This window comes from Peribacillus sp. B-H-3 (assembly GCF_048572925.1).
In the GTDB taxonomy this organism is placed as follows: domain Bacteria; phylum Bacillota; class Bacilli; order Bacillales; family DSM-1321; genus Peribacillus.
The window spans coordinates 1,465,440-1,480,113 of sequence record NZ_CP183879.1; the positions used below are offsets into that span (position 1 = coordinate 1,465,440).

The 14,674-nt window shown below is 41.4% G+C and carries 15 protein-coding genes; 9 read left to right on the top strand and 6 right to left on the bottom strand.

Going from position 1 to position 14,674, the window contains the following annotated elements; genetic code table 11:
• The first annotated feature begins 163 nt into the window (after positions 1–163).
• Positions 164–355: a hypothetical protein gene (locus ACN6MY_RS07215; protein WP_071352767.1), complete on the top strand. Its 192-nt coding sequence runs from the start codon at positions 164–166 to the stop codon at positions 353–355.
• A 118-nt stretch (positions 356–473) separates the two neighbouring features.
• On the opposite strand, the gene ACN6MY_RS07220 is transcribed toward ACN6MY_RS07215, so the two are convergent.
• From ACN6MY_RS07220 to ACN6MY_RS07230, 3 genes are all read right to left on the bottom strand, one after another.
• Complete coding sequence (locus ACN6MY_RS07220; protein WP_071352768.1) at positions 474–992, bottom strand: tryptophan transporter; 519 nt, start codon at positions 990–992, stop codon at positions 474–476.
• Positions 993–1,134: 142 nt separating this feature from the next.
• Positions 1,135–2,232 carry a 3-phosphoserine/phosphohydroxythreonine transaminase gene (gene serC / locus ACN6MY_RS07225; protein WP_419883358.1) on the bottom strand — a complete coding sequence of 366 codons (1,098 nt, stop codon included), beginning with the start codon at positions 2,230–2,232 and terminating at the stop codon, positions 1,135–1,137.
• A 128-nt stretch (positions 2,233–2,360) separates the two neighbouring features.
• Positions 2,361–2,786 carry an HIT family protein gene (locus tag ACN6MY_RS07230; protein WP_419883359.1) on the bottom strand — a complete coding sequence of 142 codons (426 nt, stop codon included), beginning with the start codon at positions 2,784–2,786 and terminating at the stop codon, positions 2,361–2,363.
• 552 nt (positions 2,787–3,338) lie between these two features.
• Here ACN6MY_RS07230 and ACN6MY_RS07235 point away from each other — a divergent pair.
• The 3 genes from ACN6MY_RS07235 (at position 3,339) to ACN6MY_RS07245 (ending at position 6,175) form a co-directional block, all read left to right on the top strand.
• The gene (locus ACN6MY_RS07235; protein ID WP_419883360.1) at positions 3,339–4,082 is read left to right on the top strand and encodes an ABC transporter ATP-binding protein; all 744 of its coding nucleotides are present in this window, start codon (positions 3,339–3,341) and stop codon (positions 4,080–4,082) included.
• Positions 4,075–5,283 carry an ABC transporter permease gene (locus ACN6MY_RS07240; protein WP_419883361.1) on the top strand — a complete coding sequence of 403 codons (1,209 nt, stop codon included), beginning with the start codon at positions 4,075–4,077 and terminating at the stop codon, positions 5,281–5,283. The genes ACN6MY_RS07235 and ACN6MY_RS07240 overlap by 8 nt, the downstream gene beginning before the upstream one ends.
• 166 nt (positions 5,284–5,449) lie before the next feature.
• Positions 5,450–6,175 carry an EcsC family protein gene (locus tag ACN6MY_RS07245; protein WP_419883362.1) on the top strand — a complete coding sequence of 242 codons (726 nt, stop codon included), beginning with the start codon at positions 5,450–5,452 and terminating at the stop codon, positions 6,173–6,175.
• 16 nt (positions 6,176–6,191) lie between these two features.
• Here the strand turns inward: ACN6MY_RS07245 and ACN6MY_RS07250 are convergent, their stop codons facing one another.
• Positions 6,192–7,370 carry a M20 family metallopeptidase gene (locus ACN6MY_RS07250; protein ID WP_419883363.1) on the bottom strand — a complete coding sequence of 393 codons (1,179 nt, stop codon included), beginning with the start codon at positions 7,368–7,370 and terminating at the stop codon, positions 6,192–6,194.
• Positions 7,371–7,517: 147 nt separating this feature from the next.
• Positions 7,518–8,912, bottom strand: a complete 1,395-nt coding sequence (locus tag ACN6MY_RS07255) for a hypothetical protein (protein ID WP_419883364.1) — start codon at positions 8,910–8,912, stop codon at positions 7,518–7,520.
• Between the two features lie 397 nt (positions 8,913–9,309).
• Here ACN6MY_RS07255 and liaF point away from each other — a divergent pair, with 397 nt between their 5' ends.
• The 4 genes from liaF to cspC all read left to right on the top strand — a co-directional run bounded on the left by liaF (position 9,310) and on the right by cspC (position 12,257).
• Positions 9,310–10,095 (top strand): cell wall-active antibiotics response protein LiaF, encoded by a 786-nt coding sequence (gene liaF / locus ACN6MY_RS07260; protein WP_419883365.1) that lies wholly within the window; start codon positions 9,310–9,312, stop codon positions 10,093–10,095.
• Positions 10,096–10,266: 171 nt separating this feature from the next.
• Positions 10,267–11,142, top strand: a complete 876-nt coding sequence (locus tag ACN6MY_RS07265) for a sensor histidine kinase (protein WP_419883366.1) — start codon at positions 10,267–10,269, stop codon at positions 11,140–11,142.
• 1 nt (position 11,143) lies between these two features.
• Positions 11,144–11,785: a response regulator gene (locus ACN6MY_RS07270; protein ID WP_419883367.1), complete on the top strand. Its 642-nt coding sequence runs from the start codon at positions 11,144–11,146 to the stop codon at positions 11,783–11,785.
• Positions 11,786–12,056: 271 nt separating this feature from the next.
• The gene (gene cspC / locus ACN6MY_RS07275; RefSeq protein WP_044394619.1) at positions 12,057–12,257 is read left to right on the top strand and encodes a cold shock protein CspC; all 201 of its coding nucleotides are present in this window, start codon (positions 12,057–12,059) and stop codon (positions 12,255–12,257) included.
• Between the two features lie 475 nt (positions 12,258–12,732).
• On the opposite strand, the gene ACN6MY_RS07280 is transcribed toward cspC, so the two are convergent.
• The gene (locus ACN6MY_RS07280; RefSeq protein ID WP_419883368.1) at positions 12,733–13,245 is read right to left on the bottom strand and encodes an antibiotic biosynthesis monooxygenase family protein; all 513 of its coding nucleotides are present in this window, start codon (positions 13,243–13,245) and stop codon (positions 12,733–12,735) included.
• A gap of 310 nt (positions 13,246–13,555) precedes the next feature.
• Between ACN6MY_RS07280 and hemE the strand changes: the two genes are divergently transcribed.
• Positions 13,556–14,596 carry a uroporphyrinogen decarboxylase gene (gene hemE, locus ACN6MY_RS07285; RefSeq protein WP_419883369.1) on the top strand — a complete coding sequence of 347 codons (1,041 nt, stop codon included), beginning with the start codon at positions 13,556–13,558 and terminating at the stop codon, positions 14,594–14,596.
• Positions 14,597–14,674 lie beyond the last annotated feature (78 nt).

The window sequence follows — 14,674 nt, forward strand, 5'->3', positions numbered from 1 at the left end:
CTATATTAACTTTATATCACAAAAATAATTTCTTAAACGTTAATTACAATAATTAAAGTATATAAAAATAACTTGGAATATACAAAACGCACCCGTTTCATAAAAAAGGGGCAAGATGCATATAGTTAAACAAGCCTAAAAGGGAAGACGGGAGGGAGTGAGCATGGGGAGAGCTATGGCCATTTTTTTTATATTATGTACGCTAAGTCTTGCTGGAATGCTTTATTTTTTGGCAGCTGCCAGGAAACCAGGCATGTATCCGCCCAAAAATATGCTGAAAAAAAGAGCTGAAATGCTTGGCGTGCTTGGCTGCATATTCCTGCTGCTTGGCCTGATAGGATATATGTTCCACTAAAAAAAGGCAAACGGCTTGATATCTCATAAGCGAGTATTGAATGCCGGATAATCTTCATGCTGCATATAAAAAACCCCGCCAGGATTCCTCTTCGGCGGGGTTTGGCATATGCTTTTATTTAAACATTGGCAGGGAGGCTGCTTTTTTTTATAAGCCCGCTGACAATCGGATAAATAATGACCATAGCGACTGTATTAAGAAGTACTGCAGGAAGTACAACAGCAGCGAATAAGCTTACAAAAGCACCAGGCAGTCCAACGATTAAATATGCTGATCCTAAAAATACAGCTCCGGAAACTAATGTGCCGATGGCTGTCAAAATTCCTGCGCTTACTGCTGTAAAAGAAAACTTCCTTGCTGCAATAAACATGAAATAAAAGACAAAACAAGTGACAAATTTATCAATAATGTTCGGGATAAAGCCCCCGGGGAATGTAGAAGTCAATCCAGATATAATTCCGCCCGCCAAAGCCACTAAAAAGACATTTTTCTTTTCAGGAAAAAGGATGATGGCCAAAAATGACATTGTAAGCATCATGTCAGGCTTCATTCCCAGGAAAAAACCGGGGATGATGACATGAAGTGCAGCACCAATTCCGACAAAAAGGGCAAGTGAAACCAAAGTTCTAATATTCATTTCTCATCTCTCCTATTCTAATCTCAGCTAATTTTCTGATTCTTCAGCAGTGCACTGATTGCCTGCTGCAAGAACTTTAAAATAGTATATCATGTGATTGCACTTTTTTGAAGTTATATCTTTTGAAAATCTATTAGAGCTCTTATCGGGTGCCGCATTTTTTATAGGTGTCCTTAAACGCATTCATAAAATCGAATAATTGCTCGCAGTGTGAATAAGGAACCGCATTATAGATGGAAGCCCGGCAGCCTCCAATGGAGCGATGGCCGTTTAATCCTGTAAATCCTGCTTCGGCTGCTTGCTGAAGAAATTGTTTTTCTGCAGCTTCTCCAGGGAGAGTGAAGGTTATATTCATATTTGACCGGCTGCCGCTCCTGGCATGTCCTTTATAAAAACCATCACTTTCATCAATGGCCTTGTAGATGAGCTTTGCCTTTTTAGTATTCATTGCTTCTATTTCCTTTAATCCTCCTTTGTCTTTAACCCATTCCAGCACAAGTGAAAGAAGGTAAATGGCGAATGTAGGAGGAGTATTATACAGTGAATTATTTTTTGCATGAATATTATAGGAAAGCATTGAAGGCAGATGGCTTGATTCATGAATTAAATCTTTTCTGATAATGACAGCGGTCACTCCCGATGGTCCAAGGTTTTTTTGCGCACCTGCATATATCAGTCCAAATTTATCTACCTCAATTTCTTTACTTAGAATATCGCTGGACATATCCGCAGCCAGCGGCACATGCTTTGTATCAGGATACTCATGCCACTGTGTTCCGTAAATCGTATTATTGCTTGTAATATGGAGGTAAGATGCATCATCGCTGACCGATAGTTCATCAAGCTTTGGGATATGTGTATAATTATCATTCTTCCCTGAGCCGGCAATCCGGGTTTTTCCGATTTTTTGGGCCTCCTTCAGCGCCTTTTCGGACCATGATCCGGTGATTACATAATCAGCATATTTATCAGGGGCATTGAGGTTCATCGGAACCATTGAAAATTGAAGACTTGCTCCGCCCTGCAAAAATAAAACTTCATAATTGGAAGGAATCTGAAGGATTTCTTTTAGTGAATGTATGGCAGAGTGGTGGATGTCTTCAAAAATAGAACTGCGATGGCTAAGCTCCATGACAGACATTCCTGAATTGCGGATGTTTAACCATTCTGACTGTGCTTTAGCAAGCACCTCTTCTGGCAAAGCAGCAGGACCGGCATTAAAATTCAGCGCTCGTTTCATCTTATTTCCTCCTATACTGTAATGTGCTAAAGAACTATTGTATAATCCTAACAGAAAAATAGGCGGAATAGTATAAAAATTTAGATAAAAAACGCAAAGCCTTAAAAAGACTTTGCGGAAGAATTTTATTATAGTGAAATATGCTGTGCTATGGATGATGCGATGTCATTAAGATCTTCATTTGTGTATTCGCTGGTATGCGTTTTCCAGACAGCTCCAAAACCGTCTCCTTCACCGTAGCGGGGAATTAAATGCATGTGATAGTGAAAAACAGATTGGCCGGCAGCTTCACCGTTATTATTAAGCACATTTAAACCAATTGGCTTCAATTCCTGATTAATGGCTTTTGCGATCTGAGGAACTGATTCGAATAGGCGGCTTGCGATCTCCGGTGTCAATTCATAAATGTTTTCTTTATGTATTTTTGGAATAACAAGGGTATGGCCCTTGGTTACCTGGCTAATATCGAGAAAAGCCAGCACATGTTCATTTTCAAATACCTTTGTGCTTGGAATATTTCCTTGTACAATACTGCAAAAAATGCAATCGCTCACTGCCGATCGCCTCCTTAATTAAAATGTACCCTAATCGTACCACATGTTGTACAAGAGCGAAACGACAAACAGGATGCAGCCTAAGCTGCACCCTGCCGTTTGAAAAGGGGCTTTGCTTCTTTTCGTTTCAGGTAGAATTCTCTTTGATAAACACCTCATTTACTGAAATCAGGTATTATATGTTAAAGAGTATGCATTCAAAGCAACCATCTCCTATATCTCTAAAGTTTCATCAACTTTTAAAGCATAATGGACGGAGTGTTATGAACGTTTTTTCAGCCTTTACGTGCAAGACAACCATCTCCTTGCTCGAAAACGTTTTTTTGAAGCTAAATTGGAATAAACAGTCAGAACAGTAAAATGTCTTTAACTGACACCCCATTTACAATTTGATGTGAATCACCTTGTAAGGACTGCCCCTCTTCACTATATATCATGGCCCTCTGAGAAGAAATTTATAATTGGTAAATAACGGAATAAAAATAGTCTAAACATTGTAATGGAACAGATTTTTGATAAAATGAAAGCATCATACAGAGAGAGGATGGTTCGATGTCCTTATTAGAGATACATGAACTTGTTGGCGGCTATACCCGGACTCCGGTCCTGAAGGGAGTCAGCTTTGATGTCCAGCCAAACCAGCTGGTAGGTCTGATTGGATTAAATGGAGCGGGTAAAAGTACCTCGATCAAACATATTATAGGCTTAATGGAGCCTAAGAGCGGCAGCATCTCCATTAATGGGAAAACATTTCAAGAAGATCCTGATGGCTATCGCAAGCAGTTCACTTATGTGCCGGAAACGCCTATTTTATATGATGAACTTACTCTTGAAGAGCATTTGAAACTGACGGCGATGGCCTATGGATTGGAAGAGAGGATATATAAAGAAAGGCTGGGCCGCTTGCTTAAGGAATTCAGAATGGAAAAAAGACTTTCCTGGTTTCCTGCCCACTTTTCTAAGGGAATGAAACAAAAAGTCATGATCATGTGTGCCTTTCTGGTTCAGCCGTCCCTTTATATTGTTGACGAACCTTTTGTAGGACTGGATCCGCTCGGTATACAATCATTGCTGGACCTCATGGATAAGATGAAAAAAGAAGGAGCAGGCATTCTTATGTCAACTCATATCCTTGCAACTGCAGAAAGATATTGTGATTCTTTTATTATTTTACATAATGGCGAAATCCGTGCCAAAGGGAACCTTGAGGACCTTCGTTCGCAATTTTCGATGCCCGGAGCAACGCTTGATGATATTTATATTGCTTTGACGAAAGAAGAAAACAATCATGAATAACCCGGATTTGTGGCAGGGCAGGTTCACTGCTTTCATAATTGAAATGCAGAAATATTTAAAATATATTTTCAACGGCCATCTTCTGTTTGTTTTGCTGATTGCGGCAGGAGGTCTTGGTTATTATTACAGCGAGTGGGTTAAAAATCTGGGGAGCGGTTTTCCCGCTGCACTGATTATGTGCCTGGTTATCGGTTTTGCTGTTGCAAAGAGCCCCATTTTTACATTTTTGAAAGAAGCGGATATGATTTTTCTGCTTCCGCTTGAAACAAAACTAAAAAGTTACTTTTCCCGTTCCATTACCCTGAGTCTTTTTATGCAGTCCTTTATTCTGTTGGTTCTTTTTGCTGTTTTGATGCCAATGTATTCAAAAGTCAGCGGTGCATCGCTCAAAGACTTTGCCATTATCTTTGTTTTTTTGATTGTTTTGAAATATGTCAATTTAATGATTACATGGCATGTCTTAAAATTTCAGGAAAATAGTACAATCCTTACAGATGCAGCCATCAGATATATTTTAAATGCCGCTGTACTTTATCTGGTTTTCAGCGGAGCGGGCATCCTGTTTCCATTGATTGCTTTCATTTTACTGATTGCATTGATGCTGTATTATCGAAGCGCAACTATCAGAAAACCGTTAAAATGGGAAAAGCTTATTGAACTTGAAGATAAGAGAATGATGTCTTTCTACAGGATTGCCAACTTGTTTACAGATGTTCCTAAGCTCCGGGGCAAAACCGCCCGAAGAAAATGGCTGGACTGGCTTCTGAAATTCATTCCTTATAATCAGAAATCTGCTTATTCCTACCTGTACGCCCGAACTTTTTTGCGTGCTAATGATTACATTGGACTTCTGCTCAGGTTAACGGTAATTGGCTCTGTAGTGCTGCTTGCATTTATAAGCGTTTGGGCAAATATACTGGTAATAGTCATTTTTCTCTATATGACTGGAATCCAGCTGCTTCCAGCCTGGAAGCAGCATGAAATGAAAATTTGGGTGTCTCTGTACCCGCTTCCTGCAAAGATGCGTGAAACGGCAGTGATTAAAATGGCCATGTATTTTCTCATCTTCGAAAATTTAATTTTCTTTCTTGTGAAGATCTTGTCAGGCGCCGTGTTTTCTTCATTCGTTTCCTTTGTGGCAGGGTTCATATTTATTAGCATATTCAGGGCGTATGCGGTGAAGAAAATCAGGAAATTTTAAATTTGCTTACAAGAAGGATCTGGCATATAAAAGAATGTCAGATCCTTTTATTTTCTAATGAATCATTCCGGACACCTGGGATTGGGTGGAGTTGCAGGCTTCCTGCACTGTCCGCAGGAATCGGGCTGAAGCAAGAGACTTTTGTTAAAAAGGGGGAAGAGCACGGATGGGCAGTTACGAAAACAAAGCTTTAGAAGAGGCTGAAGCATGGAAGAATAAAATTATCCGCAAATCTGGGATGATGAGCCGGATGTCCAAGCAAGCTCAAATTAAAATAAATGGTTTCATACCCGAAAAAGCACACGGAGCCATTACGGAAACTTTTAAGAGTTTGATCGAAGGCGTGCTCAAAGGAACCCATTATCTTGCGAAAAATAAGAAAAAAGAAGCTGAGATGGCTTTTTCTGAAAGAGAAGAGAAAGTCAAAAAAGCTATCCAGCTGGCTCAGAAAACCGGAATGCTGGAAGGAGCAGGCACTGGCGCAGGAGGGATTTTCTTTGGTCTGGCTGACTTTCCGCTGCTGCTTGGCATAAAGATGAAACTGTTATTTGAAATTGCTGCCCTATACGGATTTAATGCCAATCGATATGAGGAAAGAGCATTCATTTTATATGTCTTTCAGCTAGCTTTCTCCAGCGGCGAAGTGAAAAAGGAGATGCTTGATATCATCTTGAACTGGGAAGAAAGCACCCCGCTGAAAGAGCCTGACTGGCGGGTCCTTCAGCAAGAATACAGGGATTATATCGATATCATTAAAACATTTCAGCTGGTGCCTGGAATAGGTGCAGCAGTCGGAGCCTATGCAAACCGGGTCCTGATTGCCGAACTGGGGGAGACAGCCATGAACTGTTTTAGGTTAAGGATGCTCTCAAAAAATAGGGAAGAGGCATAAGCCCTTCCCTTAATTCCTATTCTTCGCCATGAATGCTGACAGCGGCAGTGCCTAACGTTTTTGCTGCTATCAGCATGGCTTTTTCATCAATGTCAAACTTGGGATGATGATGTCCGTATGTTATGTCAGCATCAGGCTTTGCCCCGGTAAAAAAGAATGTCCCTTTTACCTTTTGAAGGTAATAGGCAAAATCTTCTCCGCCCATATCCGGATCAATTTCTTCTGTATGCTCCACCTCTGAAACCTGCTTGGCGCATTGAAGCAAAAACCTGGTTTCCTCATCATGGGGAACAACTGCAGGGTAGCCCCTTTCATACTTGTACTCATATGCTGCATTAGCTGCCATACATGTTCCTTTAATGATTCTCTCCATTTCCCCTTCAATAAAACTTCGTACGTCTTCTTTGAACGTTCTGACCGTCCCGATCAATTTTGCTTTATCTGCAATCACATTAAAGGCATTTTCTGCAACGAACGATCCTACTGTAAGTACTGCTGAATCAATCGGGCTGACCCTTCGGCTGACAATCTGCTGAAGGGCGATGACCAGCTGGGAGGCAATGATAATGCTGTCCTTTGTCTTATGGGGCTGTGCACCGTGTCCGCCTTCTCCCTGAATCATAATTTCAAAACGGTCGGCGGCTGCCATTATGGGACCGCTGCAATACTGAATGGTGCCGGTTGGTGCCGTAGCCCATAGGTGTGTCCCGAAAATAACATCCACACCATCGAGGCACCCATCTTCAATCATAGGTTTAGCGCCGCCTGGAGAGTATTCTTCGGCATACTGATGAATGAAAACGTAATTTCCTTCGAGATCATCCTTCAATTCATGTATGATTTTTGCGAGAACCAGCAATGATGCTGTATGTCCATCATGTCCGCAGGCATGCATGACTCCGGGGACTGTGGACTTATATGCCACTTCTTTTTCATCCTGAATCGGAAGGGCATCAAAATCTGCCCGCAATGCAACGGTTTTTCCAGGTTTGGATCCATGGATTTTTGCAACAACCCCATTTCCCCCGACGTTAGTACGGACGTCCACACCCAGTTTATTATAATATTCGGCAATATAGGCTGCTGTTTTGGTTTCCTTAAAACTCAGTTCGGGGTGCTGATGGAGATATCTTCTGATTTCAACCATTTCCTGAAAGGACTGCTCAAGCCGTTTATGTAAGATATTTATCGTCATATGACCCTCCGAATTTAAATATTTAGAATATTTAATATTATACCATATACTAAGATAATAGCTTACATTCTGCCTGTCCTTCCTAATAAAGAATCAAATACCATAAAAAAAGCCAAAACAGGCTGTGTTTTGGCACCGTAAAGACTATTACATTAAAAACATGGCTGCGATGGTTGTAACCGCCAATCCGATAACCACTGGCACCAGATTCCGTCTTGCCAGTTCAAAGGGGTCAACATTGCAGATTGCAGCTGCCGGAATGAGTGCCCATGGAATGAGCGTTCCGCCCCCTACCCAAATGGCCGAAATTTGCCCAAGCGCAGTAAGTGTTGCTGCACCGCCTCCAATGGCTGCGGAAAAAAGATGGGCAACAGAGCCTGCGAGTGAAATGCCTGAGAAGCCGGAACCATCCAAACCGGTGATAGCGCCTATCGAGGTCAGGGTAACAGCGGCAGCTTCCTTTGACAAAGGTACGGCAGACGCAAGGGCGGCTCCAAGATCGTTCACGATTCCCTGAGAAGAATGGGGCAGTGCGCTGCCAAGGATTTTTGTAAATCCTGCATCTCCCAGATAAAAGAAAGCGGCAATCGGAATGACCGGCCCAAATACTTTAAAGCCAAACTGAAAACCTTCTATCAGGTAGCTGGTTGTCTTTTCCAAACCATGATTTCTGTGTGCTGCGAGTGAAAGGATTAATAGAATAAAGACCGAGGTGCCTCCGATAAGTGCTGTAGCATCCCCGCCTTGAAGGTGAAGCACTGACATGGCAGCCACATCGAGAATGAAGGCCAAGGGGATGAAAACTGCAAATGCCTTTTTTACTCCGGGAGAAAGCAGGTCTTCGTATGTTGTGTTTGGCTGTTTAATCTGTACAAATGAATCTGCTTGTGCAAATTTACCCCGTTTCATATCTCTTTTTAAAAAGAAAAAAGCTGTGAACGTAGTGACGGCACCCATTATAATAACGAGCGGAATACTGGCATGTATGACCTCGCCAATCGGGAGTCCTGCCGCATCTGCTGTGAGCTTTGGGGCTGCCTGAATGATAAAATCTCCTGAAAGTGCTATCCCGTGGCCAAAAAGATTCATCGCCATGGCAGCCCCAAGAGCAGGTAAGCCAGTTCTAATTGCTACGGGCAGCAAAACGGCGCCGAGCAGTGCTACGGCAGGAGACGGCCAGAAAAACCATGAAATGACCATCATTAATATTCCGATTGTCCAATAAGCAAGAGCAGGGGATTTAATGAATCGGGTAAATGGCGAGATCATAACATCATTAATTCCGGTTATTGAGAGAACTCTGCTCATGGCCACAATAATGGAAATTATCAATATGGTTGACATTAATTCTGTAATTGCATAGACAAAGCTATTAAAAACCCCGCTTACTGATCCAAAAAGGCTGCCGGTTGCAATGAATGCAATAGTGAAAATCCCAAGAATGCACACGATTGTTGTATCTCTTCTTTTTATCATAAAGCCGATAATCAGCACGATAAATATTACATAAGACCAATGGAGAGCCGTCAGTTCCACTCCCATAATCTTTCCTCCTTCCGAATGGCAGAAATGTATTTGCTTTCCTACACATTATGATGGGCATTGCCTTTGGTGAAAGGTAAAGGGAGATATATTTCATCATAAAGTAACCCTTCTTTTTAAACCTGTTAATTTTGCCTATTGGTTCAGCTTAAAGAGCTCATTATGTGCCTTAGAACCCTCACTGGTCACATCCTCAATCAGCATGGAACATTAACAAATTACTTTTTAAAAGTGAAAAATTCAGCCTTAAGGCGGAGAAGCAATAAAGCTTAAGCAAGTATTAACTAATGAAAAGGCATGATACATTCAAACGGTGGGATCCGGTGTGTTAACGGCAAAAAAGGAAAATTTGGGGATTATGACGAATTAAGGAGAAGAGAAAGGGTCTGAAACATTTATGAAAAAAAACTCGCTTACACATAGTTTGACTGCACTGGTACTGTTCGCAGCGGGAACGGTGCTGCTGCTAATAAATATCGGGGTCATTTCTTGGGAAATAAAGCAGATTATTGTCGCATATTATCCCTACCTTTTGCTGATTATCGGAATACTTATTTTTCTGAAAAGCTTGAAGATGCCATTTGGATCGTCCATGTTTGCCGGTTTTTTTATGCTGCTTTTATCATGCCTGCTGGTCGGGGACCGGCTGGGCTTCTGCTCTTTTCATTTATATGATGCAGGGGAACTATGGCCTGCAATCATTATTTTTGCTGCTTTACGTATGCTTTTTCTGAATAAAAGAATTCGCGTAGAGATTAAAAATGAGCACTCTAAAAAGGGTGATGACGGACTCGGAAAGGTAAAGCAAATTCCTAAAACAAGAGGGTTTTCGATAGGAAGCTTTGAATATAGCCATTCTAACTGGGCTCTTGAGCCTATGAAAATGTACAAAATGATAGGTGATTACCATATAGACTTAAGCAAAGCCTTTATTTCAGATAGAGAAACGACGATTGAGCTTAGCGGGTGGATCGGAGATGTGGAAATCATTGTTCCCCAAAACATACCTATCAGAGTCAAAGCAAAAGTGAATATTGGGGATGTAAAGGTTTTTTCCCTTTCATCCAGCCATGCTGCAGGGCCTGTGGTTTCGTTTGAATCTCCCGATTATGATGCAGCAACTAAAAAGGTTGATATACAAATATCCCTTGTGATTGGAGATGTCCGCATTGATAAGGTATAGAAATTTGGTGCCTGAATGAAAGGCGTCAAATTATTTTTTCTTAAAAGTTATTTTGTGTATGCATGCTTTTGTTCACTTCTTTTTTTTATCATGCTGCAGGCGTATCTCGTTTTTGCTGATCATCCCGGTTTTTCGATTGTGGCAGCATTATGGATCTCGGGAGGCAATTGCGTGATTCTCTTCCTATTCGCGGCATACTTTGCAATCAAAAATGCTTATGAACTGAAAGGGAAGCTTTCCATGATTTCAGCATTTATAGGAAATCTGCGCAGCGGCAGATTTCCGGGAAAAATAACAAATGAGGCGAATGATGAAATTAGCAGAATTATTTATGAAATCAACCTGCTTTCCGATCATATTCAAAATCAGGTTCAGTCCCTGCAAAAGCTTGCCGATGAAAAGTCCCTTCTTGCACAGCAGGCACACAGCGCAGCTGTCATGGAAGAACGTCAAAGAATAGCCAGAGATTTACATGATGCGGTCAGCCAGCAGCTTTTTGCCTTGAATATGATGTCGGCAGCAGCCTGCAAAACACTTGAACACTCTCCGCAGGCGGCTAAAATCCAGCTTGAACAAATATCGGGAATTTCTGTAAAGGCACTTGGGGAAATGAGGGCACTTCTCCTTCATCTCCGCCCAGTCCAGCTTCAGGAAGATTCATTATGTGATGGCATCATAAAATTATTGAAAGAACTTAAAACCAAAACCTCGCTTCAATTTCAAGCGAGTATAGATGAAGTGGCCGGAATCACAAAATCTGCTGAAGAGCATTTATTCCGGATTGTCCAAGAAGCTGTTTCTAATGTAATGAGACATGCAGAAGCCAGTAAAGTTAAAGTGGAATTAAGAGAAGAAGGGGCCTTCATTTATCTCTACATCAGTGATAACGGAAAGGGATTTGATCCCCAGGATGTGAAAATGGTGTCTTACGGGATTAAGTCCATGGAAGAACGGTGCAAGGAAATTGGCGGTGTCTTTCAAATTCGTTCAAAACACAGGGAAGGAACATACATAGATATTAAGGTGCCGTCGATAGGGAGGGTATAAAATGACAAGAATCAGACTTGCAGTAGTAGATGACCATGAATTAGTGAGAAAGGGAATAATATCTTTCCTGGAAACTGAACCGGACATTGAAGTAGTTGGCGAAGGAATCAGCGGAAGAGATGCTATTAACCTCGCTGCGAAGCATAAACCGGATGTCATTTTGATGGATTTATTAATGGAAAATGGTACAGGGATTGAAGCAACTAAGGAAATAATGGAAACAGGTTCAGCTTGCAGAATCGTAATCCTTACAAGTTATTTTGATGAAAAAGAGGTTTTTCCTGCCCTGGAAGCAGGAGCATTCAGTTATTTGCTGAAGACATCACCGGCTTTTGAGGTGGCAAGTGCGGTCAGAAAAGCGGCGAAAGGCGAGGCTGTGATAGAGCCAAGGGTCACAGATGTAATGGTAAAGCGCCTTCGCAATAAAGAAGCGAAACTCCATGATGTGCTGACTGAAAGAGAAAGAGATGTTTTGCTTTGTATTGGGGAAGGAATGACCAATCAGCAAATTTCAGAGGAGCTATTCATTGGAATCAAAACGGTTAAAACGCATGTCAGCAGCATTCTTGGAAAGCTGCAAGTCGGGGACCGGACACAAGCCGCCGTTTATGCAAATCGAAATGGCCTAATTAAACAGCCTTGAATGGTAATAAGCATGTAGGGCTAAACGGCATTACATATTTGGGGTGATTATTTTCTCAGGATATTTAAGTGCAAAACTTAAAACGATTTTAATAAAAATTTTCCGAAGTCATTTTTTCATTTGCTTTCACAGCCAGTAACTGATACAATAAAGTAGAATTATTTTTGTTCGGTGTAAAGGATAGTATAAGTATTTGACTTTTCGTCTTGATGATCACTTTGGGCAAGGATAGTAAAACATTGTGTGTTTAGCGCACTAGGAGGCAACAATTATGGAACAAGGTACAGTTAAGTGGTTTAATGCAGAAAAAGGTTTTGGCTTTATCGAACGCGAAGGTGGAGACGACGTATTCGTACATTTCTCTGCTATCCAAAGTGAAGGTTTCAAATCATTAGACGAAGGTCAAAAAGTTACTTTTGACGTTGAGCAAGGTGCTCGTGGAGCTCAAGCTGCAAACGTTCAAAAAGCGTAATAATTTGCAACCAAAAAACAGGTCCTTTTAAAGGGCCTGTTTTTTTTTCTTATACAAGCAATTACTTCATGTAAAAAGCAGCCGGAAGGCAAAATAAAAGGCTCTTTTCTTAAAGCGTGTTGTTCTTTTAAATGTTCTGTGAGGCGATTCCATTGTTAAGTCAGGATTGTAGCGTAAGGTGCGAGACTTCCCGCAGGCGCAGCCGGGGAGGCTTGCCCGCCCGCGGAAGGCGAGCATCCTGGAGCGGAAATCAGCCGCTTTGTTCCATAAGCAGCAAAGTTTACGAAAACAGCCAAATAAAAAAACCCGCTCTGTGTAAGAGCGGGTAACTGGTACAAGTAAAGTAACGATGATTTAGTTAAAAGGTTTAACTTAGTATAGCACAGTGATTACACATATCCTAACTTATGCATAAAATACTTTGACTTAGAACCTTTAAGCATAAGAAAAGTGCAGGCTTAATCCCCGAAAAAAATTATTCCGTATCTGGTGTAATCGTATATTGTGTGACATATGAAGGGCCGGAGAAAATGGTTTGCGATGCATCTGTTTTTTTCCCAGGCTGCTCCTTTTGATGAGCCTCAGAAAATGAATTCGAATTCTTCCAATTATTGAAAGACATGGAGTCGTCCCATACCGTCAGGATGACATATGTATCTGATTGGATAGGGCGTAAAATACGGATGGCCTGAAATCCAGGTTCATTTTCTATCATCCCTGCCCGATTTTTGAATTTATACTCAAAAACAGGCCGCCCTTCGCCAGACACAGGGATATTATTCATGACCGCATAACCTTTGCCCCCTATAGTGCCCTTTGATTCGATGGCCTCAAACTTCCTTGGTGAGCTGAAGACGCTTTTTCCATTTGTTTCATGATACAAAAGAGTGTTTTCCGCATTTTGCATGAGGATGATTTCTTCCTCTTGATATTTGTCTTTTTTACCTTTTAAAAAATCGTATGTACCTGTTGTCATATAAACATTCAAATTTTCCACCCCATTTTACAGTATAGGTATAGATGTATTGTTACCACAAATCCCAGTATAGTAAACTATTGGCCGAAAATCGTCATTTTTTTGACAATTGAGTGTAAAATCTATACTTCAAAAATCAAAAAGGATATATTTATGTGGGTCGCAAGCAGTAAAAATAATTGAAAGCAATTTAGAGTAAAATGCGGAATAGCTCCCAAGAAACGTTATTTTGGAATGGATAGCATTTGAAAATAGCACTTTGTCTGCTATTCTAGGGAAAGAAGTATATATAAGGTTGTCTTAGGCTGAAAGGTGGATATGAATGCTAAATGAATTTAACGATACACTTTTAAGAGCAGCAAGAGGAGAAAAAACGGACCACGTGCCAGTCTGGTATATGCGCCAGGCTGGAAGGTCTCAGCCGGAATACCGGAAAATCAAGGAAAAATATTCGCTGTTTGAAATTACGCACCAGCCTGAGCTTAGTGCCTATGTAACCAGGCTGCCTGTTGAACAATATGGGGTGGATGCGGCCATTTTATATAAGGACATCATGACTCCGCTTCCTGCAATAGGTGTGGATGTGGATATTAAATCAGGAATAGGGCCGGTTATCTCTAACCCGATCCGCTCGCTCAGCGATGTAGAACAGCTCGGGGAGCTGTCTCCTGAAGATGACATCCCTTATATTCTGGACACAATCAAATTGCTTACTACAGAGCAATTATCGGTTCCTTTAATAGGATTTTCCGGTGCTCCTTTTACTATTGCTTCTTATATGGTCGAAGGAGGCCCCTCCAGAAATTACAATAAAACCAAAGCATTGATGTATACTGAACCAAAAGCCTGGTTCGCATTAATGGACAAGCTGGCTGATACGATCATCGTCTATGTGAAAGCACAGATTAAAGCGGGCGCAAAAGCGATTCAAATTTTTGATTCATGGGTTGGGGCATTGAATGTGGAAGATTACCGGATGTTTATCAAGCCGGTGATGGACAGGATTTTTTCTTCTTTAAAAGAAGAAAATGTACCGCTCATTATGTTTGGAGTAGGTGCAAGCCACCTGGCCCTGGAATGGAATGATCTCCCGCTTGATGTTGTGGGGCTTGACTGGAGGATGCCAATTTCAGAGGCCAGAAGCATGGGGATACATAAAGCGGTTCAGGGGAACCTTGATCCATCGATTCTTCTATCTTCATGGGAAGTGATCGAAGAAAGAACAAAAAAAATCCTTGATCAGGGGATGGAGCAGCCAGGATATATCTTTAATCTTGGACACGGTGTATTCCCCGAGGTAAATCCGGAAATCTTAAAAAAATTGACCAGCCTGATACATGAATATTCAGCAAAACATTCTTGAAATTAAAATGCGAAGGGGCTGTAAAGTCCGCAAAGCAAATAGGGTTTTGGCATCAGGACGCGTTTTGGGCCTGTGAGG